The organism is Halorussus vallis (genome assembly GCF_024138165.1).
GTDB lineage: Archaea > Halobacteriota > Halobacteria > Halobacteriales > Haladaptataceae > Halorussus > Halorussus vallis.
Map to the genome: position 1 here is coordinate 2,148,983 of NZ_CP100000.1, position 26,667 is coordinate 2,175,649.

The following is a 26,667-nucleotide window of genomic DNA, read 5'->3' on the forward strand; positions in this document are numbered from 1 at the left end:
GTCCATATCTCGTGCGAGTGATTCGACCGAGATAACGGTTTGGGTCGGCGCGAAGAATCGGAAGTCCGCCCGTTCGCCGAGCGACCGCGAGTTCTGTCGGAAGCGCGTTCCGACACCGACGGACGCGACCGTCGAAGCCGCCGACTACTCCACCCGCGCGTCCACCACGACGTGCCAGACGCCCTCGCTGTGACTCTTGACCTTCCGGCGGTCGAGCACCTCGACTTCCCGCCCGCGCTCGCTCGCAGCCTCGCGAAGCCGCGAAATCGGTCGGTCCCAGAGGCGTTTCTCGGGCGTCGTTTCGTGGAGGTGGACGACACCGCCGGGTTCCAGCGCGTCAAGGGCGGCGTCGAGGTACTCGTAGGAAGCGTCGGACGAAGCCCGACTGTCTTCCGAGCGTGGCTCGGAAGCATCGTAGTAGCCCATCACGACCCGGTCGACCTTCGGGTCGATTTCGACCTCCCGGCAGTCGGCCCGGAAGGCGTTCACGCGGTCGGCGATGTCGTTGAGCATCGCGTTCTCTATCAGATAGCGGAACGCCGCCGGGTTCTTCTCGACCGCCGTGACCTCCGCGCCGGCCCGGGCCATCGGAAGCGCGAAGTAGCCGATGCCGGCGAACATGTCGAGGACGCGCTCGCCGGGTTCGACGACCTCGCCCATCCGGGCGCGTTCGGTCTTGTTGCCCGGCGAGAACATCACCTCCGAGAAGTCGAGCGCGTACCGGGTGCCGTGTTCGACGTGGACCGTCTCGGTGTCGCCCGCGCCCGCGACGACCGACACGTCGGGTTCGCGGTGTTCGCCCGAGACGCCGCCACGGGAAAGCACCGTGTCGGCCTCGCCGTGGAGGTCGAGTAGCGCCTCGCCGACCTCCTCGCGCTCTGCCGCGTCGAGGTCGCCGTCGAACGCCACCAGGACGACGCTCCCCACGACCGCCCACGACTTCGGCGCGCGCTCGACGTCCTCGTCGGCCCACCCGCGCTCGCGGAGGTGCGAGTCGAGGTCCGACAGTCGGCGCTCGGGGTCGACCTGCTCGACCACGAACAGCACCGCGGTTTCCTCGGGCGGTTCGGTCACGGGGAGCGCGACCGACTCGGCGTCGTACTCCCGGACCCGCCGGGAGTCGTCGTAGACACCCTCCGCGCGCAGGGAGTCGGCGAGAATTTCGCTGTCGGGTTTCGGGACGACGGCGGCCAGCGGGACGTCGCGTTCGCTCATTCGTCTCCGTCGCCGTCGTCCGGCACGACGTGGAGGCCCGCGCGACTCTTCAGCACCGGCACCGTCTCGGCCTCGGGGTCCATGTAGTCGGGGCGGGCGATGGTCTTGGCCTGGTACGTCTCGGGGTCGAGGACCTGCACCGCGCGCTCGTCCTCCACCGTCACGAGGGTGGTCTCCTCGGCGTCCTCCAGATAGCCCAGGCGGCGCGCCTCGGGCGCGTCGCCCTCCTCGAAGGAGGCCTCGTACTGCTCGCCGGTGGTGAGGCGAGTTCCCTTCAGGTTGCCGCGGACGCTCCGGACGACGACGGGGCCGTCGCCGTCCTCGGGGTCGATTATCTCGCCCGGCGCGTACGGCGGCAGGCGGACTGCGTAGGTCACCCGGTAGACCTCGTTGCCGTCCTCGTCCTCGGTGACCAGCGTCTCGGAGTCGGAGTAGCTACCGCCGAACTCCTCGACCATCTTGGCGGCGATCTTCTTGCCGATGTTGGAGGTCGAGATCTTGATGTCGATGCCGTCGTCGGTCTCCTTCGACTCGGTGACGAAGGCGTCGCGGTCGCCGGTCGCCTCCATATCGGCGACGATGTCGTGGGCGATGACGTCGGCGCGCTCGACCTCCTCGGGGGTCGGGTCGCGGTCCCGCGCCCGGACCTGGACGATGCTGGCGTAGTAGTCGCCGGCGATACGACCGCACCGCGTGCAGGTCTGTCTGGAAATCATCACCGGCACCATCACCTCCTCCTCGACGAAGGTGTCCCGGACGATGCCCGAGAAGTGACAGTGCATCCGGATGGTGTTCTGGTCGATCTGCTCGGGTTCGACCTGCCAGGAGACGTCGCGGGCGTCGAGGTGGACGCCGAGCGCGTTGCTGACCTCCTCGATGGCGACGTCGGTGTAGTCCTGGGCGTCGACGTCGACCCAGCGGTTACCGCGGTAGACGGCGCCGCACTGGGCGCAGACGCGGACCTCGATGCGGTCGGGCGCGTCCACGAGGTCGAAGCGGTCGAAGTAGCACGCGTCGCAGAGCTTTCGCTCCTTGCCGCGTTTGCCGACCGCGTCAGGGAGCGCCTCGCGCTCCGCGAGGTCGGTTTCGATGGGGTCCCCGCAGTTCGGGCAGAACTCGCGGGCTTCGGTTGTCATGGACGAGCCTAGGTCGTTCTCACTTTTAAGTCTGTAGAAGCGTAGACGCCCGCGAAACTGCGCGACGGCCGAGAATTCGGCGGCGTCGAACGAAGGAGGTGAGTCCGCCGACTACGAGTCCCTCGTCGCGACCAGGATGCCGACGCCCAGAAGCAACAGACTCGCGCCGACCCAGTGCGGGTTGAACGCCTGCGTGCCGTGGACCACGTCGTGGATGCCCAGCACGTAGTGGTCGACGGTGCCGTCGAAGACGTTGAACAGGCCCGCGCCGACGAGAACCGCCCCGAACGCACGGAGTGCCGAGTGCGACGCCGCCGACCCGTTCAGTTCGCGCCAGACGACCGCCATCCCGACGGTCATCACGCCGACCATCGCGAGCGAGAACAGGCCGTCGTAGTAGATGTTCGTCCGGAGGCCCGAGAGGGTGTTCGGCGTGAAGAAGTCCGAGAGCAGGTGGTGCCACTGGAGAACGAGGTGGAAGAGCAGGACGTCCAACAGCGCGCCGGCGCCGAAGCCGAAGACGCCCGCGCCGAGCAGGACGGTCCGCTCGCCGCCGGTTCGAGCGCTCATACGCGGCGTTCGACCGGAACGCGGAAATCCTCGGTGGCCCGGCAAACTGGAGAACTCGCCGGCCTAGGCGAATCGGCCGCGGCCGATTCGCCTAGGCCGGCGAGGCTTTCGGGTTTCGCTTACTCGCTCCGGACCAGTTCCGGTCCCGCCACGTCCTCGTCGGCCGCCTCGCGCCACGAGTGCTCGGGTTCCCAGTCGAGCACCTCGCGGGCCTTCGCCACCGACAGCGCCGCGTCGTCGCCCGAGACGTTCGAGTCGTCGGGCACCTCGCCGAAGAACTCCCGGAGCGCGTCCTCAATGGGCCGTTCGAGGTAGTTGTCGGCCGCGGCGGCGTGGAACGGTTCGTGGCCGGAGAAGTCGGCTTCCAGCGCGGCCAAGACGATACCGGCCACGTCGCGGACGTCGACGTACGACCAGAAGTTGCCCGCGCCCGCCGCGAGATCCTCGCGGGCGTCGACGCACGCGTACTCGCCGGGGTACTGTATCCACGACGGGCGGACGGAGGCGACGGGGACGCCGTACCGGCGCGCGACCATATTCCCGACCTCCTCGCCGACCACCTTCGAGGTGCCGTAGGGGTCCTCGGGTCGTAGCGAGTGGGCCTCCCGAATCGGGAGGTAGGCGGGCAGACGCTTCTCCTCGGCGAACGCGAAGCCGTAGGCGCTCTCGCTGGAGGCCCAGGCGATTCGGGCGCCAGCACGGCCCGCGCCCACGAGGACGTTGTACGCCGCCAGCACGTTGGTTTCGAACACCCGGCCGCCCGCGTGGCGGGTCGGCGAGGGGAGGGCGGCCCAGTGGACCACCGCGTCGGGGTCGAGGTCGGCCAGCAGGTCCAGCGCCTCCCCGCGGTTCGTGAGATCAGCGGCGCGGAAATCGAGGTTCTCGCGGGCGTCTACCTCCCAACCGGGGTGGCTCCGGTCGACGCAGACGACTCGCCACCCCTCGTCAGCGAGGTGGCCGGCTATCCAGCGGCCGGAGCGACCGAGACCGCCCGTGACGACGACGGTTCCTGGCATGCGCCGGGATTCGAGGGCATCGGGGTAAAAGGTGGGCGTCGCGGAAAGACTCCGCGAGGCACGCCACGGAAATCGGGAGAATCGCTACCAGAAGCCGGTTCCGGCGGACATCTCCACCAGCCCCGAGGAGAGTGCCCAGTACGCCAGCGCGAAGATGAGCGCGTCGTAGAGGCCGTGGACCAGAATCGGCACCACCAGGTTCTCGGTCCAGACGTAGAGGTAGCCCAGCAGAATCGACAGGCCGAACAGGATGACCAGCGTCACGCCCACCGCCACCGGGTTCGGCGTGGCGATGACGGTCGTCGGGATGTGGACGAGTGCGAACAGGACGCTCGAGATGAGTATCGCGGGTAGCGTCGAAATCGCGTCGTCGAGGTACCGCTGGATGACGCCGCGAAACAGCAGTTCCTCGGCGGGGCCGACGACCAGAATCGACAGCGGGACCAGCGCCAGCAGCGTGGTTAGGTAGCCCTCCTCGGCCAGTTGCGTCACCGAGTTGCCGGCCAGCGGGAGGCCGAGCGCCTGGGCGGTCAGGATGGCGACGAGGCGGAAGACGAACAGCGCGACGGTCCCGCCGACGACGAAACCGAGCGCGCGACCGGTCGGCGAGCGGACGTTGAGGTAGTCGAACCCGTGACTGGTCGCCCGGAGGAAGACGAGCGCGGCGGCGACGAAGCCCAGTTCCTGGAGGACGAGCGCGGCGACGAACTGCGTGAGCGCGTCGAGCGACACCACGATAGCCGGAATCGACAGCAGGACGCCCAGGACGATTCCCAGCACGGTGAGGCCGGTGGCGACGCCGACCCGCCGGAGCGGACTGGCCGCGGAGTGTGACATCACGGAGAAGTGACAACGCGAGACGACAAATAGATTGCCGGGCGGCCGACCGCGCCGCGAGGGCCGGATTCGGCGGGGCGCGGGGTTCGACGAGGCGCGAAACACGACGAACGTTTAAACCGGCTGAGACCCTACGGACGCCCATGAAGTGGAAGGCAGACTGGGGACTTCGCGGGCGGATGGCGCTGACGATGTTCCTGCTGTTCGCGCTGTACATCGTGTTCATCGGCGTCCTCTCGCAGTTCGTCCAGATACTCTCCCTCGTACTGATAATGGGCGCGTTCTCGCTCGCCCAGTTCTTCTTCAGCGACAGGATTACGCTGTGGAGCATGGGCGCACACGAGGTCAGCGAACAGGAGTACCCCGAACTCCACCGGATGGTCGGTCGACTGAGCCAGCAGGCCGACCTGCCCAAGCCGACGGTCGCCGTCTCGGACAGTCGCGTCCCGAACGCGTTCGCCACCGGGCGCTCCCAGAAGAGTTCGGCGGTCTGCGTGACGACCGGCCTGCTCAACACCCTCGACAGCGACGAACTGGAGGGCGTGCTGGCCCACGAACTCGCCCACGTCAAGAACCGCGACGTGATGGTGATGACCATCGCGTCGTTCCTCTCGACCCTCGCGTTCCTCGTGGTCCGGTGGGGCTGGTGGTTCGGCGGCGGCGACGACGACAGCCCGCAGGTGTGGGTCGCCATCCTCGCCTCGCTGGTCGTCTGGATCGTCAGCTTCCTGCTCATCCGGACGCTCAGCCGCTACCGCGAGTTCGCGGCCGACCGCGGCGGCGCGAGCATCACCGGCAAGCCCTCGGCGCTGGCGTCGGCGCTGATGACCATCGACGGCCGGATGGACAAGGTCCCCAAGCGGGACCTCCGCGAGAAGTCGGAGATGAACGCGTTCTTCATCATCCCCCTGAAGGGCGACTTCATCGGGAAAATCTTCAGCACCCACCCGAGCACCGAAGCGCGGGTCGAGCGCCTGCGCGACCTCGAACGCGAGATGGAGTCGGCCTGAGCGGGGACGCGGGTCGAATCGGCTCGGTCGAGCCGATTCGACCGAATACGAACCGTGCGCTGTTCTTTCGGGTGTCAGTTCCGTGGTGCGAGTCGCGACGCGCCGCGTCGCGACTCGCACCACGGACAATCGAGCCCCCGGTTCAGGGAATCTTGACGTACGCGTAGCCGTCGGCCTGCAACTTCGCGAGTTCGCCCACGCCCGTGGGCACCGTCTCGATACCGTCGAGGAGGTCCGACTCGTCCACGCCCCGGGAGTCGAGGCTGTTCCGGCACGCGAGTAGCGAGACGCCGTTCTCCGCCAGGGCCTCGACGCGTTCGGGGTCGGTCGAGTCGGTTGTCAGCAGGGCGACGCCGTCGCCGTTCGCCACGAGCGCGGACGACTCGACCGCGGTCGAGTCGTCCGCGAGCAGGTTCTCGACGTTCGACACCGCGTGGTCCTGTTCGCCGCGTTCGCCGCTGAAGTGGAGTACGACGTTCACGGTTGCGTCTTCGGTCCGGGTCACCGTCTGCGTGTCGGCGGGCGGGTTTCGGTACCGCCTCTTTTTGTCGCCGGGTGCGTAGACGGCCCCATGGGATTGTTCGACGGACTGCGGGAGGTGCTCGGCATCCGCGCGGAGGCCGACGCCACGCGGAAGGCCGACCCCGAGGACCTCTTCGGGATGAGCACGGCTCACATCACGATGGAAGCGGAGTTGGGCTACGAACCGACCGGCGACGCCGCGCTGTTCTTCTCGGAGGTCGACAACACCGACTTCTCGACGGTGGTCGAGGAGGTCCGCGAGATACTCGACGTGGGCGAGGAGGAGACGGGCACCCGCACCGAGGACTTCGTCGACGACTACGGCTACTCGTGGATCGTGTTCTGCGACTCGGACTTCGAAGACCTCGTGACCAGCATCCACTTCGCCTCCGACACCCTCATCGAGCGCGACTACGGGTCGCGGCTTCTCGGAGCGATGTTCGCGTTTCGGAAGGACGACCAGCTCGCCTACTGGGTGTACTCGTTCCGCCGCGGGGCGTACTACCCGCTGGTGCCGAAGGGGACGAGTGACCGCGACTCGAAGGCGGAGTTCAAACTCGAGAGCAACCTGGACGGCGAACTCTCGATAGAGAAGGACAAGGAGTACTGGTACGCGCTGTTGCCCGACACGCCCGGCGCCCACCCCTGGGAGTGAATTCGGGACGACTTGGCGGGACGGACTTCGGCCGGCATTTAAAGGGAGTTGTTCGAACAAGCCTCAGTTACACGCAGGTCGGTTCAGTATCGCCCACCGAGAACCGTGTCCGAGTACGATGGTCGAAGGCTGGGAGAGGGTGTCGGTGAACACTGGCGCCGACTCGTCGGGGCGGCAGGCGGCAGACGCCTCGTCGTCGGACTGGGCGGCGCCTACGTCGCGGTCGGGGCCGCGCGCGCACTTTTCGTCGTGGCCACGGGACGGCCGTCGCTGGCGGCGGTCGTGGATTTCCTGCTCGTCGGCGTCCCCGGCCTCATCGTCCTGTACGGCGGCGTTCGACTGTCGGAAACCGCCATCGACCCGGACACGTATCCGCGAATCGTCGCCTGGTGTCTGGCCGGGTTCGTCGTGGTGCTGGCCGTAATCGAACTGCTGAACCTCGAACCCGGGGTGACTATCGCCTATCCCCGGTGGTCGTTCACCCTCGGAACCGCGTTCGGAATCGCGGCCGGGTTCGGTGTCGGCGTGAACGACGCGCGCGCGCCATCACGCACGCACGAGCGGTCGAGCGGCACAACCGAACCCTCGAACGCCAGAACGACCGACAGGACTCGTTCGCCCGGATGGTCGCCCACGAACTCAAGAACCCGCTCTCCATCGCCCAGATATACCTCGAACGAGTCGCCGAGGGCGACGACGCCGCGTTCGGGGAAGTGAAGACCGCGCTCGAACGCGTCGAGGAGATGATAGAGATCATCCTCGTGACCGCGCGCGGAACTGGCGGTTCGCCCGACCGCGAGACGGTTTCGCTGGACGCGGTCGCGACCGAGGCGTGGGCCGACCTGCCGGTCGAGGGCGCAGACCTCGTCGTCGAAACCGAGCGGACGGTGACCGCGGACCCGATTCACCTGCGGCACCTGCTCGAGAACCTGTTTAAGAACGCGGCAGAACACGGCTCCGCGAGCCCTCGCCAGAACGACGGAGACGCGGCGGAGCACGGCGACGGCCGGCTGACGGTCCGCGTCGGGGCGCTCTCGGACGGATTCTACGTCGAAGACGACGGCCCGGGTATCCCCGAAGACGAGCGCGAGGCCGTCTTCGAGGCCGGCCACACCACGGACCGCGACGGAATCGGGATAGGGCTGACGTTCGTCGTTCAACTGGTCGAGGCGTACGGCTGGCACTGCAGCGTCACGGACGGCGCCGACGGCGGTGCGCGCTTCGAGTTCACGGCGGTCGACGGAGTCTCGCCCGGCGGCGAGACACCCCGTCTCGACGCCGTGACGACGAGTCGACGCGAGCCGCTGGAGTTCAGTTCTCGACGCACCGCGGGAGTTCGACCTCGAAGATGGCGCCCCGCGGGTCGTTGTCGCGCACCGAGAGTCGGCCGCCGTAGGACGACACCAGCGTGTCGGCCAGAAATAGCCCGAAGCCGTGGTCGCCGCCGTCGGCCGCCTCGAAGACGTCGGGCTTGTCCGGGTCGGGGATTCCCGGTCCGTTGTCGGCGACGCGGACCGTCACCGTCTCGGCGGCCTCCGTGACCCGGAGGTCGACCCGGGGCGTCTCGCTGTCGTTGTGTTCGACGGCGTTCGAGAGCAGGTTGCCGAACACCCGCGAGAGCGCTTCGTTCGCGACCACGCAGGCGTTGTCCGGGACCTCGGCGTCGAACTCCGCCGCCTCGAACGTCGAACCGACCCGTTCGAGTTCGGCCGCGAGGAGGTCGGCGAGTTCGACGCGTTCGAGGTCGGCCTCGTTCAGCACGGTCCGGGTGACGGTCCGCGAGGAACGAATCAGGTCGGTTGCGTCCTTGCTCTGGGCCTCTACAGTGTCCAGCCACTCCGCGCCGTCGGCGTCGACGTGTTCCCGGAGGATGGCGGCGTGGCTCTGGACCACCGAGAGGTCGTTGAGGATGTCGTGGCGCAGCAGGCGGTTCAGGAAGAAGACGGCGTCCCTGGCCCGCCTGACCTCGGCCGCCTCTCGGCGGACCCTGACGACGAGGACGCCGGACGTGAAGCCGACGATGGCGCCCGCGTCGGCCGCGAACAGCAGGCTGAACGCGGCCTCGCCGACGGCGTGTTCCTCCGCGAGTCGGATGGCGACGGTGAACCCCTGGATGCAGAGCATCGTGGCCAGGCCGCCGACCGACCAGAAGAAGACGCGCCACTCCTTCGCGGCCGGGAGTTCGCTCGCGCGGAGCCAGTAGCCGGCGTAGACGACCGTCCCCGAGAGCACGAGTCCGAACGCCAGCGCGACGACCGACGGCGCGAGGATGCCGTCCGACTGGAGGTCCTCGACCAGGTTCAAAATCGCGCCGAGCGAGAGGAGCACGCCGAGTCCGGTCACCGCCCACGGGGCGAACCCCGAGCGAGCGTCTTCTGCGGCGAGAGACGGGCGGTCCATGGACGTTCGTCCCGACGTTTCGTAGTAACTACCATAAGTTTCGCGTATCCGGGCGCGCCCGGAGAGACTTCGTCCGGCGGTTTCGGAACGATGTCGGGGAGCAGCTACAGAATCCATCTGATTCGCGACACATCCGACCCGACGGGACGGTCCGTCCGGAGATACTCAGTTAAGCGGACATTTTCGCCCCGGCGGCGCACTTTTCCGGTATATATACTCGTCTCGACGGCCGGCCGTGGCCCATTCAGTCTGCCAGTTTCACTTTCACTTTGGTGTTAACGGGGATTTATATGTGGAGGGGCACAAGGCAGGAATACGATGCCAGACGAAGACCTCGAAGAACTCCCAGGCGTCGGCCCCGCCACGGCCGAGAAGCTCCACGAAGCAGGTTTCGACTCCTATCCCAGTCTCGCGGTCGCCAGCCCCGGCGAACTCTCCAACACCGCAGACGTCGGCGAGTCGACCGCCGCCGACATCGTCCAGGCCGCCCGGAAGGCCGCCGACGTCGGCGGCTTCGAAACCGGTTCCGCGGTGCTCGAACGCCGCGAGCAGATCGGTAAGCTCAGCTGGAAGATCGACGAAGTCGACGACCTGCTCGGCGGCGGCGTCGAAACCCAGTCGATCACCGAGGTGTACGGCGAGTTCGGTGCCGGCAAGTCCCAGGTCACCCACCAGCTCGCGGTCAACGTCCAGCTTCCCCGCGAACACGGCGGCCTCGGCGGCAGCGCCATCTTCGTCGACAGTGAGGACACGTTCCGGCCCGAGCGCATCGACGACATGGTCCGCGGCCTTCCCCACGAGTCGCTCCAGGCCGCGATGGACGAGCGCGAGATCGAGGGCACGCCCGACGACGACGAGGCGATGGAACTGCTGATCGAGGACTTCCTCGACAAGATCCACGTCGCGAAGGCGTTCAACTCCAACCACCAGATGCTGCTGGCCGAGAAGGCCCAGGAACTCGCGAGCGAGCACGCCGAGAGCGAGTGGCCCGTCCGCATCCTCTGCGTCGACTCGCTCACCGCTCACTTCCGCGCCGAGTACGTCGGCCGTGGTGAACTCGCCGAGCGCCAGCAGAAACTCAACAAACACCTCCACGACCTCGACAAGGTCGGCAACCTCCACAACGTCGCGGTGCTGGTGACCAACCAGGTCGCCTCGAACCCCGACTCGTTCTTCGGCGACCCGACCCAGCCCATCGGCGGCAACATTCTGGGCCACAAGTCCACCTTCCGTATCTACCTTCGCAAGTCGAAGGGCGACAAGCGCATCGTCCGACTGGTCGACGCGCCGAACCTCGCCGACGGCGAGGCGGTCATGCGCGTCCAGGACGGCGGTCTGAAGCCCGAGTAGTCGGAACGCATCGGCCCGCAGCCTTTTCGCCGACACTCCCTAGCCTCGTAGGGAATGCGTGCACGCACCGGCTTCGCCGTCGTGCTCACGGCCGTTCTGGTCGCGCTGTCGGCGCTCGTCGTCCGACCCTTCCTGAGCTACGTCCTCGCGGCGATACTGCTGGCGTTCGTCCTCCACCCGGTCCAGGAGCGACTGGAACCCCGCGTCGGCCCGCGAACGTCGGCGCTCGCGCTCGTCTGTCTCGCTATCGCGGTCGTCGTCGTGCCGACCGGTCTGTCCCTCCGGACCGCACTCGAACAGGTCGGCGACGTGCCGACGAGCGTCGCGGAACTCCCGGCGTTCCGGTCGCTCGAACGACTGCTCCGGCGAACGCTCGGCGTCGACGTCCAGATCGGGGTCGCGCTTCGGGGGCTTCTCGACCGGTTCACCGCCGCCGTCGGCGACCGGGCGTCGCGGCTGGTTCGGTCGGGGTTCCACGCCTTCCTCGGCGGCCTCCTGCTGTTGTTCCTGCTCTACTACCTGCTCGTGGACGGCGAGCGGTTCGTCGGGTGGGCGAAACACGTCACACCGCTCCCCCGCTCGGTCCAGGACGAACTGTACGCCGAGGCCGAGCGGACCACCTGGGCGGTGCTGAAGGGTCACGTCTTCGTCGCCGTCGTCCAGGGGTTCGTCTCGGGAATCGGCCTGTTCGTCGCGGGCGTTCCGGACGCGATCTTCTGGACGGTCGTGATGATGTTTCTGGCGATGGTGCCGATAATCGGCGTCGCACCCGTGCTGGGCGGGGCGACCCTCTACCTGCTGTCCCAGAGCCGACCGCTCGCGGCCGTGCTGATGGTCGTCTACGGCATGACCGTGGTCGCGATCACCGACGACTACCTTCGGGCGCTGGTCGTCGACAAGGAGTCGTCGCTCCACTCGGCCACCGTCCTGCTCGGCGTGTTCGGCGCGGCCTACCTCTTCGGCGCCGTCGGCCTGTTCGTCGGGCCGATACTGCTCGGCCTCTCGAAGGCGACCATCGAGGTGTTCAGCGACTACTACGACCTGGCGGGGTGAGGGCGGGCCCGAGAGAAAAGCGGTTCGCCGCGTTCAGTCCTCGTCCTCTTCGGTCGTCGTCTTATCCAACTCCTTCTCGCCCTCGTAGATCTCCGCGCCGTCCTGGACGACCTTCTCGGCGAGCACCGCGCACTTCACCCGCATCGGGCTGATGTCCACCCCGAGCATGTCGATGACGTCGTCGCGGTCCATCTCGGCCATCTCCTCGACCGACATGCCTCGAAGCTTCTGGGAGAGCATGCTCGCGCTGGCCTGGCTGATGGCGCAACCGTCGCCGCGGAACGCCACGCGTTCGATGGTCTCTTCGTCCTCGTCGAGTTTCACGTCGATGGCGATCTCGTCGCCGCACATCGGGTTCTCGCCAGCGTGAGTGTAGGTCTTCTCGTCCAGTTCCCCGTAGTTGCGGGGGTTCTTGTAGTGATCGAGAATCTGCTGGCGATACATGTCCGAGCCCATGGTCATCTTGGTTCGGGCTAGGCGAGTGTTCGGTAAAAGGATTCCGTCGAGAAACGCGGCGGAGACGGACGAAAGACGGGACGAACTCAGACGACGTAGCCGATGAGTGCGGCGTCGAGCACCAGCAGGAGTGCGACCAGCGAACTCGTCCGGAACGCCATCTTGAGCCGGGTCGGCAGTTCCGCGAGGGTCGCGTTCCGGGCGTTCTTCGTCTCCCACCACGCCCAGAGGCTGGTGAGCGCGAACAGGCCGTACAGCGTCATCATGGCGACGATGGCGGTGCCGCGGTCGCCCGGCGGGAGTTCGTTGTCGTAGAGTCGCCACAGCGCCGCGCCGCCGGACGCGCCCATCACCAAGATACCGCTGAAGGCGAACCACTTCAGCGAGTCGAGCACGTCGAGCGCGAACTCGGGGTTGTCGTTGCGCCGCGCCGCCGGGATGACGAGCATCGCGGTGACGAGGTAGCCGCCGGTCCAGAGGACGGCCATCAGGACGTGGGCACTCATCGCGACCGCGAGAGTCCAATCTACCATGCGCGGCTGTGCGGACGGCGGCGGTATAAAGCGGGTTGATTCAGTCCCGTGAGAGACGACACCATCACCGATGTAACTGGAACCGACAGACAGCAGCGCCACGGTCAACAGCACCACGCAGTCGACAGTACCGCTACGGCCGGCAGCACCACACAGTCGACAATACCGCGACTCACACGATGCAAGCGAGTACCCGCACCGCAACCGCCTCGGCCACAGACCTCCCCAACCGATTCCTTCGCGTCCCTCCGTGACGCTCAGTCATCCCTCGCGCAGGATGGTCGCGGCACGAGGCCGCGATCAACCCGTGCGCGCCGAGTCGACGGTGGAGACGCGCGTCGCGTCAGGTCGCCGCGTTCTCCGACCGCTCGGTCGCCAGCCCGTACTTCGCGGGGTCGATCTCCTCGACCGACGGGACGCCCCGGAGGAGCGGGTGGGCCAACCAGAAGGCCGTCACGAACAGGAACCCGACACCTGCGGCGGCGACCACGGCGGTGGGCGACCAGAGGTCCCCGGCCGCGCCGCCGAGCAACGACCCGAACGGCGCCGCAGCGGTCGAGACGCTCATCCCGACCGACGACACCCGCCCGAGCAAGTCGTCCGGGACGACCGACTGCTTGAACGCCGCGAAGACGACGTTCGTGACGCCGACGGGAATCCACGCGAAGAAGAACAGCGCGGCGGTGCCGAGCGTCCACGGACTCGCCAGCGCGGCCAGCCAGAGCGACCCGCCGATTCCGAACCCGACCGTCGAGAGCGCGAACAGCGAGTAGCGCTTCATCGGCGAGGCGACCAGCGCCCCGACCAGGATGCCGCCCGTCACGGCCGCCAGCAGGAGGCCGTAGGTTTCGGCACCGCCGCGGGCCTCGGCGAACGCCGGCAGGACCGCCATCGCGGCCCCGATGGTGAAGTTGACGACGACCGACCCGGCCATCACGGGGACGAGGATGGTCCCGCGGACGTAGTCGACGCCCTCGCGGAGTTTCGCGAGATAGTCGGCCAGCGCCGCGGCGTCTTCGTCTCGCTCGGCGCGGTCGGCCTCCGGGACCCCCGCAAGCGCGAACAGTCCGGCCGCGGCGGCGAACGTCACCGAGTCGATGGCGTAAATGGCGACCGCGCCGACCACCGCGACCAGCACGCCGCCCGCGGCGTTGAACGCGAGGTCGACACCCTGGTAGGCGAACGAGAACGCCGAGTTGGCGTCGACGAGTTCGTCGTCGTCGACGATTCGGGGAAGCGCGGCGGTCTCGGCCGGATAGACGAACTGGTTGGCCAGCGAGAGCACCGGCATCACGACCAGCACGAGTCCGACCGTGAGGTGGCCGGTCAGCCACGCGAGCGGGACGACCAACACCAGCAGGGCCTGGACTATCTGGGAGGCGACGAGCGTCCGGCCGATTTGCCAGCGGTCGACAAGCGGGCCGGCCAGAAACTGGAGCGCCTGCGGAGCGAGCACCAGCGCACCCGCCAGTCCGGTGTAGAACGACGACCCGCCGAGTTCGAGCACCAGCCACATCGCCGCGACGTAGTAGAGGCTGTCGCCCGCGTTCGTGACGAGGCGGCCGGCGAACAGCCGACGGAAGGTGGGGTTACGGAGTACCGATTTCATGGAGGACGGAAGGAGTTCCCGTCAAAAAGGTGTTCGCAGAAATACACTTCTGTCGGCGAGCGAAGCGAACGTCGTTTCTGTTGAGATGTTTATAATATGACGACGCAAACCGGCTCGGTCAGCCCCGAAACGCCCGGACGTAGAGGTACAGCAGTACTGCCACGGTCGCAACGAGGGCGAGGAGGACGCCGACGGCGAGGAGCCAACCGTACCAGGGAGACGCTTGCGCGGACATCGGGTCGAAAGAGAGGCCGAACCGTCGTAACTGTTCGGCGGCAGGAACGTCTCGTCAGGCGTCGCCCGCGACCTCTCGCTCGAAGCGGTCGGCGAACTCGCGGACGTACTCGGCCCGCCCTGCCGCGAGTTCGCGGCCCACGTCGGTGTACATCCGGTCGGGGAGGTCAAGTAGCTTCTTGTGAATGTGGTTAAACTGGGTCGCGCCGGCCGCGGAGTCGTCGGCGGCCGGCGGTAGGTCGGGGTCGTGCATCGGCGAGCAGAGTTCGCCGCCGTAGGCGAAACACCGGGCGACGCCGACCGCGCCCAGCGCGTCCAGGTTGTCGGCGTCCGAGAGGAGTTTCGCTTCGAGCGTCCGGGGTTCGACGTCGTTCGAGTAGCGGTGGGCGCGGATGCAGTGTCGGACCGCCTCGATGGTTTCGGCGTTCGCGCCGAGGTCAGCCAGAATCTCGGCCGCCTCGCTCGCGCCCCACTCGGCGTGGTCCGCGATTTCGCCGCGGTCTTCCTTCCCTCGGCCGACGTCGTGGAGCCAGACCACCGCGAACAGCACGTTCTCGTCGACCGGGTCGTCGCAGTCGGCCGCCAGCGTCTCGGCGAGGCGGGCGACCCGCCGGACGTGCTGCCAGTCGTGGGCCGGCGAAACTCCTCCGAAGTACGTCCGGGCGCGCTCTCGGACTTCGTCTTGCATGGGAGAGCCGACCGGCGAAACTGTCAAAAGCGTGTCGGAGGTCGAGTGGTGGTAAGCGACGGAAGCAGATTCGGGTCACGGCGTGCGCTGGCTTGCGGTTACTCATCGTCATCGGGAGTAGCTAGCTGCCCCGTCTCCTCGTCTAACTCACAGCGATACGGAACGGGGTAAAGACCACGACGAAGTGAAGATACGCCCGAGAACGCGCTCAGGCGAAAATCTGCCGAGCGTCGTCCAGACCCTCGACGAGCGCGTCGATTTCGTCGGTCGTGTTGTAGAGGTAAAACGACGCGCGGGCCGACGCCGCGACGCCGAGTTTGTCGTGGAGCGGCTGGGTGCAGTGGTCGCCCGCCCGGATGGCGACCGCGTGGTCGTTGAGGATGGACGCGAGGTCGTGGGCGTGGACGCCGTCGAGGTTGAATCCGACCAGGCCGCCGCGCTCGGTGGGGTCGGTGGGACCGTAGATTTCGATGTCGCCGAACTCGGCCAGGCGGTCGAGGGCGTACTCGGTCAGAGCCTCCTCGTGGCGCTGGATTTTGTCCAGTCCGATGTCGTCGGTGTAGTCTGCGGCCTCGGCGAACGCGATTCCTTGTGCGATGGAGGGCGTGCCGGCCTCGAACTTCCACGGCAGGTCGTTCCAGGTCGACTCCTCGTAGGTGACCTTCCGAATCATGTCGCCGCCGTAGAGGTACGGCTCCATCTCCTCGAGAATCTCCTCCTTACCGTAGAGGCCGCCGATGCCGGTCGGGCCGGCCATCTTGTGGCCAGAGAAGGCGTAGAAGTCGACGTCGAGGTCCTTCACGTCCACGGGGCGGTTCGGCACCGCCTGCGCGCCGTCGCCGAAGATGAGCGCGTCGTGGTCGTGGGCGATGTCGGCCAGTTCGGCGATGGGGTTGACGGTGCCCAGCGAGTTCGAGACGTGGACCGCGCTCACCAGTTTCGTGTCGTCGGTGATCAGTTCCTTCGCGGCCTCCATGTCGAGGTGGCCCTCGTCGGTGACGGGGATGTACTTCACGTCCGCGCCGGTCTTCTTGGCCGTCTGCTGCCAGGTGACCAGCGAGGCGTGGTGCTCCATCTCGGTGAGGACGACCTCGTCGCCGGGACCGAGTTCGTTCAGGCCCCACGAGTAGGCGACCAGGTTCTCGGCCTCGGTGGTGTTCTTCGTGAACACCATCTCCTCGCGGCCGTCGGCGCCGACGAAGTCGGCGATGGTGTCGTGGGCCTCCTCGTAGGCGATGGAGGCCTCCTGGCTCAACTGGTGGATGCCCCGGTGGACGTTGGCGTTGTACTCGTAGTAGTACTCGCTGATGGCCTCGACGACCCGCTTGGGGGTCTGGGTCGTCGCGGCGTTGTCGAGGTAGACGACCTGTTGGCCGTCGAACTCCCGCTGGAGCACGGGGAAGTCCTCCCGTATGCGCTCGACGTCGAGCGCGTCCGATTTCTGAATTCCCATTAGGCCGACCTAAGAGTCGAAGGATGAACATTCCTTCGGTCCGAGCGCCCTCGCGTAACCGCGAGTGGTTACGCGGCGCCTCGGCACCGTGCCGAGACGCCGCGTCGAGGTGCTAGGTTGAAGCGCCGCGACGGACCGGGTAACTCCGCCCGGGTGATTCCTCCTCGAACCTCGAAACGCGAGGCCCGCGCCGACCGCGGGCCGCGGTCGGCGCGGGCCGGGAACGTCGTTAAGAGCCTGGGCCCCTTTCGGGCGGTATGGTCTCGAAACGCCGACTCGCCGCGAGTCTCCTCCTGCTCGGACTGGCGTTCGTCGGGGCGTTCCACGCCGTCGCGGCGTTCGTCTACGACACCGGACTCGCGCCGGTCGGCGTCGGAATCGTGGGCGTCTCGATGCTGAGCCTCATCGTCGTGAACCTGCCGATGCTCGGGGAGGGCGACGGCTCCGAGAGCGACGAGACGGACCGCGAGAACTGAGAGCCGGAGCCAGGCTTCGAACTCGCCCGACGCCTACATCCGGAGGAACTGGGCGTGGCGCGTCGACTCGACGTCGAGGACGTTCGCCTCGTCGACGAATCCCTCGCGAACCGCGAGGTCGACCGCCTCGGTGCCGACGATGTTTGCGACCGACGCCCGGGCGAGGCTGTCGGCGACCGCGCTCTCGTCGACGGACTCGCCGCCGTAGAACTCCTCGGTGACCGTCAGCGAGATGGCGCCCTCCTCGAACGTCTCGCCGAGCACGTCGTCGTCGCAGACTGCCACGAGCAACCCCTCGTCGGTCTGGCGTTCGTTGAGTATCATCGATTCCCGTGCTGTTGGACGAGTTCCTCCTCGGCGGCCTCGCGCATCCGTTCGGCCTCCTCGGCGACCTCCTCGGCCTCGTCGTACTCGCCGACCTCTTCGAGCGCGCGGGCCTTCTCTTCGAGCACCTGGGCGTTGCGCAGGCCGAGTCGAATCGCGTTGTCGATGCTGTTGAGCGCGTCCTCCGAGAGGCCCCGCTCCAGCAGGAAGAACCCGCGGTTGAACCACGCTTCGGCGAAGCGCTCGTCTATCTCGACGGCGCGTTCGGCATGTTCGAGCGCCTGTTCGCTCCGGCCGGACTCCCAGAGCGCGTAGGCGAGGTTGGTCTCGGCGGTGGCGGCGTGCTCGCTATCGTCGTCGATACGAAGCCCTTCCTGGTACGCGCCGATGGCCTCGTCCCACTCTTCGAGTTGGGAGTGGGCCGCGCCCTTGTTCACCCAGGCCTCCTGTTCGAGTTTGCTCCCCTCGTCGGCGAAGTAGGCGGTCCGCTCGAAGGTGTCGGCGGCCTGCTCGTAGCGGTTGATGCTCATGTAGTTCAGCCCCACGTCGAGCAGTTCCTCGGCGTCGACGGCGTCGTTCGAGACGTTCTGCTCGTCGAGCAGGTCGGCGACGACCCGCGAGTCGACGGGGTCGACCTTGTCGGGGTCGACGTCGAGTTCGGGCGGGTCGAGGTCGAACTCCTCGTAGGGGTCGTCGAAACCGTCGCCCTCCGAGAAGCGGTGGGGACGGTCCTCGTCCTTCGGGTCGGTCATGTGGGACGGATTTGGGATTCAGCGGGGTTAAGACCTGCGCCATCGGTTCGTCTACGCGGTGTTCTCGGGCGTGGTAGAGTCGTGGCTTTTCAGTCGGTACGGAATGTGAGATGCGGCGACCGGAGAACCGCAATGCGACAACGACTGTGACCGCGGCCGCGACGGCAGAACGACAGCAGCGCAGACCGCTACTCACACGATACAAATGAGCAACCGCACCGCCACCGCAAGCCACACCCTCCCCAGCCGACTCCTTCACGCCCTTTCGGGCGCTCAGGCGTCCCTCGCGCGAACGCGGCGCTCCGCGCCGCGTTTCCGCGCGCCGTCACCAAATCCAGTTTCGCGCTTCTTCACAGCCGCCGCGGCGCGCGAAGTCGCACCCGTCAGGGTGCGACCGTGCGAGGGAGTCGGTTGGGGAGGCGTGTGGCTGCGGTGCTGTCGCGGTGCGGGTTCTCATTTGTATCGCGATTAGCTAGCTTCATTTGCGCTTTAATCGTCGCAAGTGCGGAGTCGTCTCAGCCACTTGCTCCGACGCGAACCGAGATTAACCTCACAACGTAGCGCGACCACCTACCTTCAAGCCGGAACCCGTCAACATCGTACGCATGCGACTGTTCGTCAGCGTCGACCTGCCCGACGACCTCGCGGAGAAAGTCGCGGCTATTCAGGAGGAGTTCGCCGACGCCTCCGGCCTGAACTTCACCGACCCCGGCCAGGTCCACGTCACGCTCAAGTTCCTCGGCGACGTGACCGACGGCGAACTTCCGCGGGTCAAGAACGCCGTCCGGCGCGCGGTCGGCAAGGCCGACGTCGGCCCCTTCGAGGCGACCTACGAGGGTCTGGGCGTCTTCCCGGACATCAGCTACATCAGCGTCGTCTGGCTCGGAGTCACCGACGGCACCGAGGAGATGACCGCCCTCCACGAGGCCATCGAGCGCGAGGTGACGCGACTCGGCTTCGACCCCGAGGACCACGACTTCACGCCCCACGTCACGCTCGCCCGGATGGAGCACGCGGGCGGTAAGGAACTGGTCCAGGACAACGTCGAGGAGCTGGAACCGACCGTCGGCACCGTCGAGGTGTCCGAGATCCACCTGACCGAGAGCGTGCTGACCGAGGAGGGACCGGAGTACTCGACGCTCGAATCGTTCGCGCTCGAATGACCGCCGCCGAGTCGCCGTCTAGCGTCCGAATCCGCCTTGCAGAGGAGCGCGACGCGCCCACCATTCGGGACATCTACGCGCCGGCGGTCACCGACTCGGCCATCTCCTTCGAGGAAGAACCGCCGACCGAAGCCGAGATGCGCGAGCGAATCGCCGACACCCTGCCCGAGTACCCCTGGCTGGTCTGTGAGCGGGGAGGCGGCGACGAAAACGACGACGACGACAGGGACTCCGAAGTCGCGGGCTACGCCTACGCCGGTCGGCACCGCAAGCGGCCGGCCTACCGGTGGTCGGTGGACGTCTCCGTTTACGTCGCCAAGAACCACCGGCGGGCGGGGATCGCCCGCGGCCTCTACGAGTCGCTGTTCGCGCTCCTCCGGTTGCAGGGGTTCGTGAACGCCTACGCCGGCATCGCCCTGCCGAACGACGCAAGCGTGGCGCTCCACGAGTCGTTCGGCTTCGAACCGGTCGGCGTCTACGAGTCGGTCGGGTACAAGCGCGGAGCGTGGCGCGACGTCGGGTGGTGGCAGAAGCGGTTGCGCGATAGGCCCGACGACCCCGGCGACCCGCGGAGTCTGGCAGAAGTCGAAGTGGGCGAGAGCGAGCAGTTCGAAAGCGCGCTGTCGGCGGGCGAGGCGGCCCTCGGACGCTGAACGAGCGGCCGGCCCCAAAGCAACACGATTTTAAGCCACGGCGGGGAAGAACGTGGTACCATGAGCAAGAAGTCGAAGGCGAAGAAAAAGCGCCTCTCGAAACTCGACCGGCAGAACAGCCGCGTCCCCGCGTGGGTCATCATGAAGACCGACCGCGAGACGATGCGAAACCCCAAGCGCCGCAACTGGCGCCGCAACGACACTGACGAATAATGAGCGCCAACGACTTCGAGGAGCGTGTCATGACCGTGCCGCTCCGGGACGCCAAGGCCGAAGCGAAGCACAAGCGCGCCGACAAGGCGATGTCGCTCGTCCGCGACCACCTCGCCCAGCACTTCAAGGTAGAGGGCGAAGAGGTCCGACTCGACCCCTCCATCAACGAGGCCATCTGGTCGCGCGGCCGCAAGAAGCCCCCGAGCAAGCTTCGCGTCCGCGCCGCGCGCTTCGAGGAAGAGGGCGAGACGATAGTCGAAGCGGAACACGCCGAGTAGAGCTTTGTTCCGCGCCGCCTTTTTCGGGTCGTCGTACGTCGGCGTCTTCGCGCGAGCGACTGACGAGTATCTCCTCGTCCGTCCCGACGTCGAAGGCGACCTCGTCGCCGACCTCGGCGAGGAACTCGGCGTCGAAACCGTCGAAACCACGGTCGGCGGTTCGTCGACGGTCGGCGCGCTCGCCGTGGGCAACGAGAACGGCCTACTGGTGAGCGGCCGCGCGACCGACCGCGAGCGCGACCGCATCGCCGAGGCCATCGACGCGCCCGTGGTGGAACTCCCCGGCAAGATCAACGCCGCGGGCAACGTCGTCCTCGCCAACGACCAGGGCGCGTACGTCCACCCCGACCTGCCCCGGGAGGCGATTCGGGCCGTCAAGGACGCGCTCGACGTGGAGGTCGAACGCGGCGAACTCGCCGACGTCCGCACGGTCGGCACCGCCGCGGTGGCGACCAACCGCGGCGTGCTCTGTCACCCGAAGGCGACCGACGACCAACTCGACACGCTGGAGGACGTGCTGGGCGTGCCCGCCGACATCGGCACCATCAACTACGGCGCGCCGCTGGTCGGGTCGGGCCTGCTCGCCAACGAGAACGACTACGTGGTCGGCCAGGACACGACCGGTCCCGAGATGGGCCGCATCGAAGACGCGCTCGGCTACATCGACTGAGTTCTCGCCTCGCCTTCTCGCGTTTTCGTCACTTCCCTCGTTTTCGTCACTTTCGCGTTTCCATCTTCAGTCTCTCGCTCACTCGTCCTCCGTCTCCCGTTCGAGCGTTGCGAGTGCCGCCGCGGCGGCACTCGCAACGTTTATCTGAATACTTGTTCAACCGTTCTTCCAATGGCACAAGCCAACGACCGACTCCGGCGGCTGGTCGCCGACGAGGTCGGCGACTGCTGCGACGCCGACCTCGAAGCCCACCTCGACGACCTGCGGGCGCTCGACGGCGAAACCGACCCCGACGCGATTCCCGACCGGGTTCGCGTGCTCTCGGCGCTGGCGAGCGACACCCGGTACCGAATCGTCCAACTGCTCGCGGCCGCCGAGGAGGACCTCTGCGTCTGCGAGTTGACCCCGCTGCTCGACGTGAGCGACAGCGCGGTGAGTCACGCGCTCTCGGAGCTAACCGACGCGGGACTCGTCTCGCGGCGCAAGCAGGGCAAGTGGCGCTACTACGGCGCGACCGAGCGCGCCGAGGCGCTGCTCGGCGCGCTCGGGGATGGCGCAGTGAGTGCGGAGGTCGAACGATGAGCGAGCGCGTCGGAGTCGCGTTCGTCTGCGTCCAGAACGCGGGGCGAAGCCAGATGGCGACCGCGTTCGCGGAGCGCGAGGTGCGCGAGCGCGGCCTCGACTGGCTCGACATCGTCACCGGTGGCACCGACCCCGCCGACCACGTCCACGAGGAGGTCGTCGAGGTGATGGCCGAGGAGGGAATCGACCTCTCGGAGCAGACCCCGCGAGAGGTGACCTTCGAGGAGTTGCAGGACTGCGACTACGTCGTCACGATGGGCTGTTCGGCCAAGGACGTCTGTCCCGCGACGTGGTCGGGCGAGAACCGCGACTGGGGCCTCGACGACCCCGACGGGAAGGACCTCGACGCGGTGCGCGCGATTCGGGACGAAATCGAGTCGCGGGTGGCGGCGCTGTTCGACGAACTGGAGGCCGAGCGTGGGTCGGAGGGCGAGAGCGAGCGCGACGCCGAACCATGAGCGCCGAACCGGCGGAGGAGACGCTGGACTGCGTCGCGGGGTGTTCGCCGAGCGCCAAGTTGGTCTACAAACTGCTGGAGTACGGCGGGCCGCGGACCCAGTCTGAACTGGTCGACGCCGCGGGGTTGTCGCGGGACGCGATTCGCGCGGGCGCCGAGGCGCTCGTCCGGTGCGAGGCGGTGGAGGCGTATCGGGACCCGAGCGACGCCCGGCGGAAGGTGTACGAACTCCGCGACTGAGCCGGTGGGTCGACGGTTTCGGGTCGACGCGCGCCGCGAGCGGGAGCCGCCGACGCGAGTTCCGTCACGCCGTTTCCGAGTAGGAAGATTCTTCCCTCCGGGAACCCCACCTTCACGCATGAGTGAGTTTACTGTTCGCGGTCGCTACCAGGACCGGGACGGCTGGCGGAACTTCGAAACCAGCGTCGAGGCCGAGAACGAGAACGTCGCGCGCGAACACGCCTACGCCAACTTCGGCGGACGCCACGGGCTCAAGCGTACCCAGCTCGAGGTCGAGGAGGTCGAAGCGCGATGATGGGTGGCGGCGGCAACCCCGAACTTCAGGAGCTCTCCCAGCAGCTCCAGCAGCTCGACGAGGAGAAGCAGGAACTCGAAGGCGAAATCGAAGAACTCCGAAACGAGAAGCAGGAGATGGGCGACGCCATCGACACCATCGAGGCGCTCGAAACCGGCTCGGTCGTCCAGGTGCCCCTCGGCGGCGGCGCGCACATCCGTGCGAAGGTTCAGGACATCGACGAACTCGTCGTGGAACTCGGCGGCGGCTACGCCGCGGAACACGAGCAGGACGACGCGGTCGAGACGCTCCAGAGCAAGCAGGACAACGTCGACCAGCGCATCTCCGAACTCCAGGACGACGTGGGCGAACTCGAGCAGGAGAGCTCCCAGCTCGAACAGAAGGCCCAGCAGCTCCAGCAGCAACAGATGCAACAGCAGATGCAGCAGATGCAGGGACAGCAGGGGCAGAACGACGAGGACGAGTAACCGGCGATGTTCGACAGTCTGAAGGATAAGCTCGGGAGTTTCCGCAAGAACGTCGAGGAGACGACCGAGGAGAAAGCGGAGGAAGCCGAGGCCGAGGCCGAAGCGGACGCGGCGGCCGAATCCGGGGCCGACGCGGAAACCGAGGCGAGCGCCGACGCCGCGGCGACCGACGCCGAAACCGCCGGGACCACCGGGTCCGACACCGCCGAGACGTCCGACGCCGCGGTCGCGACGTCGAGCGTCGAACCGGCGACCGAACCCGAATCGGAACCCGAACCGGAGACGGAGACGCAGGACGAGCCGGAGACGGAGCCCGAACCGGAGTCCGACGACGCGTCGTCGGACTCCGAGTCGTCCGGCGGGAGCTTCATGAAGAAGGCGACCTCGTTCGCCAAGGGTCAGATCGTCATCGAGGAACAGGACCTCGAAGACCCGCTCTGGGAACTGGAGATGGCGCTGCTGGAGAGCGACGTCGAGATGAACGTCGCCAAGGAGATTCTAGAGAACATCCGCGAGGACCTCATTGGCGCGACCCGGTCGTTCAGCTCCGAAACCGGCGATGTGGTCCAGGAGGCGCTTGCCGACTCGCTGTTGCAGGTCATCTCGGTCGGCCAGTTCGACTTCGACGAGCGAATCCGACAGGCCGACAAGCCGGTGACCATCATCTTCACCGGCGTCAACGGCGTCGGGAAGACGACGTCCATCGCGAAGCTCTCGCGGTACTTCGAGGAACAGGGCCTCTCGACGGTGATGGCCAACGGCGACACCTACCGGGCGGGTGCCAACGAGCAGATCCAGGAACACGCCGACAACCTCGGCACGAAGCTCATCACCCACGAGCAGGGCGGCGACCCCGCGGCGGTCATCTACGACGCCGTGGAGTACGCCAAGTCCCACGACGTCGACGTCGTACTGGGCGACACCGCGGGTCGGCTTCACACCAACGAGGGCCTGATGGACCAGTTGGAGAAGATCGGCCGCGTGGTCGACCCCGACATGACCCTCTTCGTCGACGAGGCGGTCGCGGGCCAGGACGCGGTCCAGCGGGCCAAGCAGTTCAACGAGGCCGCCGAAATCGACGGTGCGGTTCTGACGAAGGCCGACGCCGACTCGCAGGGCGGCGCGGCCATCTCCATCGCCCACGTGACCGGCAAGCCCATCCTCTTCCTGGGCGTCGGCCAGGGCTACGACGACATCCAGCAGTTCGACCCCGAGGCGCTCGTCGACGACCTGCTTGCCGACGAGGAGTGACCGCCGCGCGTCGGTTACCCCTGCCGTTTTTCGTTCGAGGCTTCCCGATGCTCACGAGCGTGACGAGTCGATGCGGAGAGCATCCAGCGGTCCGGCGGACGGGAGCCGGGAGAAATCGACGACGCGGAAATACGGAGGGAGGACGGTCGGGAGTCGAGCGGACGCGGAGAAGTGAGCCGGTCAGTAGCGGCCGTAGACCGCCACGAGGACGTTGACCGCGATGAGGGCCGACGCGACCAGCCCGAGCGTGAACCACTCGACGGGGAGGTTCCGGAAGAGGAGCCAGTAGGAGAGCGCGAGGAAGACCAGCGCCACGACGATGTTGTAGGCGTCGGCCGCCAGTTCGCCCGCCAACCCCGAGTGCGCTCGCGGCCGGGGCTCGCCGGGCACCTCCTGTTCACCGTTCGCTGCCGCAGTGCCATTTTTGTTATTTAAGTCGCGTGCCATGCATTGAATTCGGGGACGAGCGGGACTTTCCAAGGGAATACAATAAGTGTATCGGCCGGTTCGAGCGGAATCGGACGTTAACGGCGGCGAGACGCCGACACGTGTCGAACTGAAGTTCGGCTAGTGCCGAAGTTCGGGACGGCGGCTTCGGAAGGGGGTGTTTCCGAAACCGCGATTCGAACCTCGCACGCGGCCGTACGAGAAAAAGCCTTTAACGACTACGCGGCCTACTTCACCGTAACAATGGTACTCGACGATCTGGGAACCTCCCTCCGCGGTACCCTCGGCAAACTCAGCGGGCAGACCCGCGTGACCGAGGAGGACGTGGAGGAGGTCGTCAAAGAGATACAGCGGTCGCTGCTCCAGGCCGACGTCGAAGTCGGCATGGTGATGGACCTCTCGGAGTCCATCAAGACCCGCGCGCTCGAAGAGGAGTCGCCCGCGGGCACCTCGGCGCGCGACCACGTGCTACGCATCGTCTACGAGGAGATGGTCGACCTGGTCGGCGACTCCACCGAGATTCCGCTGGAGGACCACACCATCCTGCTCGCCGGCCTCCAGGGGTCCGGTAAGACCACCACGTCCGCGAAGATGGCGGGGTGGTTCGCCAAGAAAGGACTGCGCCCGGCGGTCATCCAGACCGACACCTTCCGGCCCGGCGCCTACGACCAGGCCAAGGAGATGACCGAGCGTGCCGAGGTCGACTTCTACGGCGACCCCGACGGCGAGGACCCCGTCCAGATCGCCCGCGACGGCCTCGAAGCGACCGATGAGGCCGACGTGCACATCGTCGACACCGCCGGTCGCCACGCGCTCGAAGACGACCTCATCGACGAGATCGAGGAAATCGAAGACGCCGTCCAACCCGACATCTCGCTGCTCGTGCTCGACGCCGCCATCGGCCAGGGCGCGAAGGACCAGGCCCGCCAGTTCGAGGACTCCATCGGCATCGACGGCGTCGTCATCACGAAACTCGACGGGACGGCGAAGGGTGGCGGCGCGCTGACCGCGGTCAACGAAACCGACTCGTCCATCGCGTTCCTCGGGACCGGCGAGACCGTCAAGGACATCGAACGGTTCGAGCCCTCCGGATTCATCTCGCGACTGCTCGGCATGGGCGACCTGAAACAGCTTCAGGAGCGCGTCGAGCGCGCGATGCAGGAAACCCAGGAGGACGACGAGGACTGGGACCCCGAGGACATGCTGAAGGGCGAGTTCACCCTGAAGGACATGCGCCGCCAGATGCAGGCGATGAACAACATGGGGCCGCTCGACCAGGTGATGGACATGATTCCCGGACTGGGCGGCGGCCTGATGGACGAACTGCCAGACGACGCGATGGACGTCACCCAGGACCGGATGCGGACCTTCGAGGTCATCATGGACTCGATGACCGAGGCCGAGATGGAGCACCCCCGAGCCATCGGCGCGAGCCAGGTCGAACGCATCGCCCGCGGGAGCGGCACGGACGAAGAGCGGGTCCGCGAACTGCTCGAACAGCACAAGATGATGTCCCAGACCCTCAAGCAGTTCCAGGGGATGGGTCAGGGCAACATGGAGCGGATGATGAAGAAGATGCAGGGCGGCGGTGGCGGTGGCGGGATGGGCGGCATGGGCGGCGGAGGCGGCCCGTTCGGATAGTCGCCTCGCCCGGTCGCGACC

The 26,667-nt window shown here is 67.2% G+C and carries 32 protein-coding genes and 2 pseudogenes; 19 read left to right on the forward strand and 15 right to left on the reverse strand.

Annotation, left to right across the window (positions count from 1 at the left end; genetic code table 11):
* Positions 1–144 precede the first annotated feature (144 nt).
* The 5 genes from NGM07_RS10880 to NGM07_RS10900 form a co-directional block, all read right to left on the reverse strand.
* A complete protein-coding gene (locus tag NGM07_RS10880; RefSeq protein WP_253511140.1) occupies positions 145–1,215 on the reverse strand; it encodes a class I SAM-dependent methyltransferase in 1,071 nt (356 codons plus the stop codon).
* Positions 1,212–2,351, reverse strand: a complete 1,140-nt coding sequence (locus tag NGM07_RS10885) for a 60S ribosomal export protein NMD3 (RefSeq protein WP_253511143.1) — start codon at positions 2,349–2,351, stop codon at positions 1,212–1,214. The genes NGM07_RS10880 and NGM07_RS10885 overlap by 4 nt, the downstream gene beginning before the upstream one ends.
* A gap of 111 nt (positions 2,352–2,462) precedes the next feature.
* Positions 2,463–2,921 carry a DUF2243 domain-containing protein gene (locus tag NGM07_RS10890; protein WP_253511145.1) on the reverse strand — a complete coding sequence of 153 codons (459 nt, stop codon included), beginning with the start codon at positions 2,919–2,921 and terminating at the stop codon, positions 2,463–2,465.
* A gap of 119 nt (positions 2,922–3,040) precedes the next feature.
* Positions 3,041–3,937, reverse strand: a complete 897-nt coding sequence (locus NGM07_RS10895; RefSeq protein ID WP_253511147.1) for an NAD-dependent epimerase/dehydratase family protein — start codon at positions 3,935–3,937, stop codon at positions 3,041–3,043.
* 84 nt (positions 3,938–4,021) lie between these two features.
* Positions 4,022–4,774, reverse strand: a complete 753-nt coding sequence (locus NGM07_RS10900) for a CPBP family intramembrane glutamic endopeptidase (RefSeq protein WP_253511150.1) — start codon at positions 4,772–4,774, stop codon at positions 4,022–4,024.
* 143 nt (positions 4,775–4,917) lie between these two features.
* Between NGM07_RS10900 and htpX the strand changes: the two genes are divergently transcribed.
* Complete coding sequence (gene htpX, locus NGM07_RS10905; RefSeq protein ID WP_253511154.1) at positions 4,918–5,784, forward strand: zinc metalloprotease HtpX; 867 nt, start codon at positions 4,918–4,920, stop codon at positions 5,782–5,784.
* A 142-nt stretch (positions 5,785–5,926) separates the two neighbouring features.
* Here htpX and NGM07_RS10910 read toward each other — a convergent pair whose 3' ends face one another.
* Positions 5,927–6,265 carry a DsrE family protein gene (locus NGM07_RS10910; RefSeq protein WP_253511157.1) on the reverse strand — a complete coding sequence of 113 codons (339 nt, stop codon included), beginning with the start codon at positions 6,263–6,265 and terminating at the stop codon, positions 5,927–5,929.
* Between the two features lie 90 nt (positions 6,266–6,355).
* Here NGM07_RS10910 and pspAB point away from each other — a divergent pair, with 90 nt between their 5' ends.
* The 3 genes and pseudogenes from pspAB to NGM07_RS25470 all read left to right on the forward strand — a co-directional run.
* Positions 6,356–6,961 carry a PspA-associated protein PspAB gene (gene pspAB / locus NGM07_RS10915; protein ID WP_253511159.1) on the forward strand — a complete coding sequence of 202 codons (606 nt, stop codon included), beginning with the start codon at positions 6,356–6,358 and terminating at the stop codon, positions 6,959–6,961.
* 282 nt (positions 6,962–7,243) lie between these two features.
* Entirely contained in the window at positions 7,244–7,678 is a 435-nt protein-coding gene (locus tag NGM07_RS25465; protein ID WP_368410290.1) for a hypothetical protein, read from the forward strand.
* Positions 7,585–8,133 (forward strand): annotated as a pseudogene (locus NGM07_RS25470) (sensor histidine kinase); the annotation flags it as partial. The gene NGM07_RS25465 and the pseudogene NGM07_RS25470, both read left to right, overlap by 94 nt.
* 139 nt (positions 8,134–8,272) lie before the next feature.
* On the opposite strand, the gene NGM07_RS10925 reads toward NGM07_RS25470, so the two are convergent.
* Positions 8,273–9,361 (reverse strand): ATP-binding protein, encoded by a 1,089-nt coding sequence (locus NGM07_RS10925; RefSeq protein ID WP_253511164.1) that lies wholly within the window; start codon positions 9,359–9,361, stop codon positions 8,273–8,275.
* A 318-nt stretch (positions 9,362–9,679) separates the two neighbouring features.
* Between NGM07_RS10925 and radA the strand changes: the two genes are divergently transcribed.
* Complete coding sequence (radA, locus tag NGM07_RS10930) at positions 9,680–10,711, forward strand: DNA repair and recombination protein RadA (protein ID WP_253511166.1); 1,032 nt, start codon at positions 9,680–9,682, stop codon at positions 10,709–10,711.
* Positions 10,712–10,765: 54 nt separating this feature from the next.
* A complete protein-coding gene (locus tag NGM07_RS10935) occupies positions 10,766–11,764 on the forward strand; it encodes an AI-2E family transporter (RefSeq protein WP_253511169.1) in 999 nt (332 codons plus the stop codon).
* A 33-nt stretch (positions 11,765–11,797) separates the two neighbouring features.
* Here the strand turns inward: NGM07_RS10935 and sufU are convergent, their stop codons facing one another.
* From sufU to NGM07_RS10960, 5 genes are all read right to left on the reverse strand, one after another.
* A complete protein-coding gene (gene sufU / locus NGM07_RS10940; RefSeq protein ID WP_253511171.1) occupies positions 11,798–12,226 on the reverse strand; it encodes a Fe-S cluster assembly sulfur transfer protein SufU in 429 nt (142 codons plus the stop codon).
* Between the two features lie 80 nt (positions 12,227–12,306).
* On the reverse strand, positions 12,307–12,753 hold the full coding sequence (locus tag NGM07_RS10945) for a hypothetical protein (RefSeq protein WP_253511174.1): 447 nt from the start codon (positions 12,751–12,753) through the stop codon (positions 12,307–12,309).
* A 343-nt stretch (positions 12,754–13,096) separates the two neighbouring features.
* On the reverse strand, positions 13,097–14,362 hold the full coding sequence (locus NGM07_RS10950; RefSeq protein ID WP_253511177.1) for an MFS transporter: 1,266 nt from the start codon (positions 14,360–14,362) through the stop codon (positions 13,097–13,099).
* Positions 14,363–14,651: 289 nt separating this feature from the next.
* Positions 14,652–15,284, reverse strand: coding sequence for an HD domain-containing protein (locus NGM07_RS10955; protein WP_253511180.1), 633 nt, complete (start codon positions 15,282–15,284; stop codon positions 14,652–14,654).
* 208 nt (positions 15,285–15,492) lie between these two features.
* On the reverse strand, positions 15,493–16,737 hold the full coding sequence (locus NGM07_RS10960; protein ID WP_253511183.1) for an aminotransferase class V-fold PLP-dependent enzyme: 1,245 nt from the start codon (positions 16,735–16,737) through the stop codon (positions 15,493–15,495).
* Positions 16,738–16,994: 257 nt separating this feature from the next.
* On the opposite strand from NGM07_RS10960, the gene NGM07_RS10965 reads away from it, so the two are divergent.
* Positions 16,995–17,213: a hypothetical protein gene (locus tag NGM07_RS10965; RefSeq protein WP_253511186.1), complete on the forward strand. Its 219-nt coding sequence runs from the start codon at positions 16,995–16,997 to the stop codon at positions 17,211–17,213.
* 33 nt (positions 17,214–17,246) lie between these two features.
* Here NGM07_RS10965 and NGM07_RS10970 read toward each other — a convergent pair whose 3' ends face one another.
* Positions 17,247–17,537: a DUF424 domain-containing protein gene (locus tag NGM07_RS10970; RefSeq protein ID WP_253511188.1), complete on the reverse strand. Its 291-nt coding sequence runs from the start codon at positions 17,535–17,537 to the stop codon at positions 17,247–17,249.
* 14 nt (positions 17,538–17,551) lie between these two features.
* Positions 17,552–18,289, reverse strand: a pseudogene (locus tag NGM07_RS10975) (tetratricopeptide repeat protein); the annotation flags it as partial.
* Positions 18,290–18,894: 605 nt separating this feature from the next.
* On the opposite strand from NGM07_RS10975, the gene thpR reads away from it, so the two are divergent.
* From thpR to ftsY, 11 genes are all read left to right on the forward strand, one after another.
* Positions 18,895–19,452, forward strand: a complete 558-nt coding sequence (gene thpR / locus NGM07_RS10980) for an RNA 2',3'-cyclic phosphodiesterase (protein ID WP_253511193.1) — start codon at positions 18,895–18,897, stop codon at positions 19,450–19,452.
* Positions 19,449–20,105 carry an arsinothricin resistance N-acetyltransferase ArsN1 family B gene (locus tag NGM07_RS10985; protein ID WP_253511195.1) on the forward strand — a complete coding sequence of 219 codons (657 nt, stop codon included), beginning with the start codon at positions 19,449–19,451 and terminating at the stop codon, positions 20,103–20,105. The genes thpR and NGM07_RS10985 overlap by 4 nt, the downstream gene beginning before the upstream one ends.
* A gap of 60 nt (positions 20,106–20,165) precedes the next feature.
* Entirely contained in the window at positions 20,166–20,318 is a 153-nt protein-coding gene (locus NGM07_RS10990; protein ID WP_253511196.1) for a 50S ribosomal protein L39e, read from the forward strand.
* Positions 20,318–20,596, forward strand: coding sequence for a 50S ribosomal protein L31e (locus NGM07_RS10995; RefSeq protein ID WP_253511199.1), 279 nt, complete (start codon positions 20,318–20,320; stop codon positions 20,594–20,596). The genes NGM07_RS10990 and NGM07_RS10995 overlap by 1 nt, the downstream gene beginning before the upstream one ends.
* A gap of 4 nt (positions 20,597–20,600) precedes the next feature.
* The gene (locus tag NGM07_RS11000) at positions 20,601–21,266 is read left to right on the forward strand and encodes a translation initiation factor IF-6 (RefSeq protein ID WP_253511201.1); all 666 of its coding nucleotides are present in this window, start codon (positions 20,601–20,603) and stop codon (positions 21,264–21,266) included.
* 171 nt (positions 21,267–21,437) lie between these two features.
* On the forward strand, positions 21,438–21,848 hold the full coding sequence (locus NGM07_RS11005) for an ArsR/SmtB family transcription factor (protein WP_253511204.1): 411 nt from the start codon (positions 21,438–21,440) through the stop codon (positions 21,846–21,848).
* Positions 21,845–22,306 carry an arsenate-mycothiol transferase ArsC gene (locus tag NGM07_RS11010; RefSeq protein WP_253511206.1) on the forward strand — a complete coding sequence of 154 codons (462 nt, stop codon included), beginning with the start codon at positions 21,845–21,847 and terminating at the stop codon, positions 22,304–22,306. Before NGM07_RS11005 ends, NGM07_RS11010 begins: the two co-directional genes overlap by 4 nt.
* Positions 22,303–22,545, forward strand: coding sequence for a MarR family transcriptional regulator (locus NGM07_RS11015; RefSeq protein WP_253511209.1), 243 nt, complete (start codon positions 22,303–22,305; stop codon positions 22,543–22,545). Before NGM07_RS11010 ends, NGM07_RS11015 begins: the two co-directional genes overlap by 4 nt.
* Positions 22,546–22,663: 118 nt before the next feature.
* Entirely contained in the window at positions 22,664–22,840 is a 177-nt protein-coding gene (gene rpl18a, locus NGM07_RS11020) for a 50S ribosomal protein L18Ae (RefSeq protein ID WP_253511212.1), read from the forward strand.
* The gene (gene pfdA / locus NGM07_RS11025; RefSeq protein WP_253520185.1) at positions 22,840–23,307 is read left to right on the forward strand and encodes a prefoldin subunit alpha; all 468 of its coding nucleotides are present in this window, start codon (positions 22,840–22,842) and stop codon (positions 23,305–23,307) included. Before rpl18a ends, pfdA begins: the two co-directional genes overlap by 1 nt.
* 6 nt (positions 23,308–23,313) lie before the next feature.
* A complete protein-coding gene (ftsY, locus tag NGM07_RS11030) occupies positions 23,314–24,558 on the forward strand; it encodes a signal recognition particle-docking protein FtsY (RefSeq protein ID WP_253511214.1) in 1,245 nt (414 codons plus the stop codon).
* A 180-nt stretch (positions 24,559–24,738) separates the two neighbouring features.
* Here the strand turns inward: ftsY and NGM07_RS11035 are convergent, their stop codons facing one another.
* The gene (locus tag NGM07_RS11035) at positions 24,739–24,948 is read right to left on the reverse strand and encodes a hypothetical protein (RefSeq protein WP_253511216.1); all 210 of its coding nucleotides are present in this window, start codon (positions 24,946–24,948) and stop codon (positions 24,739–24,741) included.
* Positions 24,949–25,248: 300 nt separating this feature from the next.
* On the opposite strand from NGM07_RS11035, the gene NGM07_RS11040 reads away from it, so the two are divergent.
* Positions 25,249–26,646 carry a signal recognition particle protein Srp54 gene (locus NGM07_RS11040; protein ID WP_253511218.1) on the forward strand — a complete coding sequence of 466 codons (1,398 nt, stop codon included), beginning with the start codon at positions 25,249–25,251 and terminating at the stop codon, positions 26,644–26,646.
* Positions 26,647–26,667: the final 21 nt, after the last annotated feature.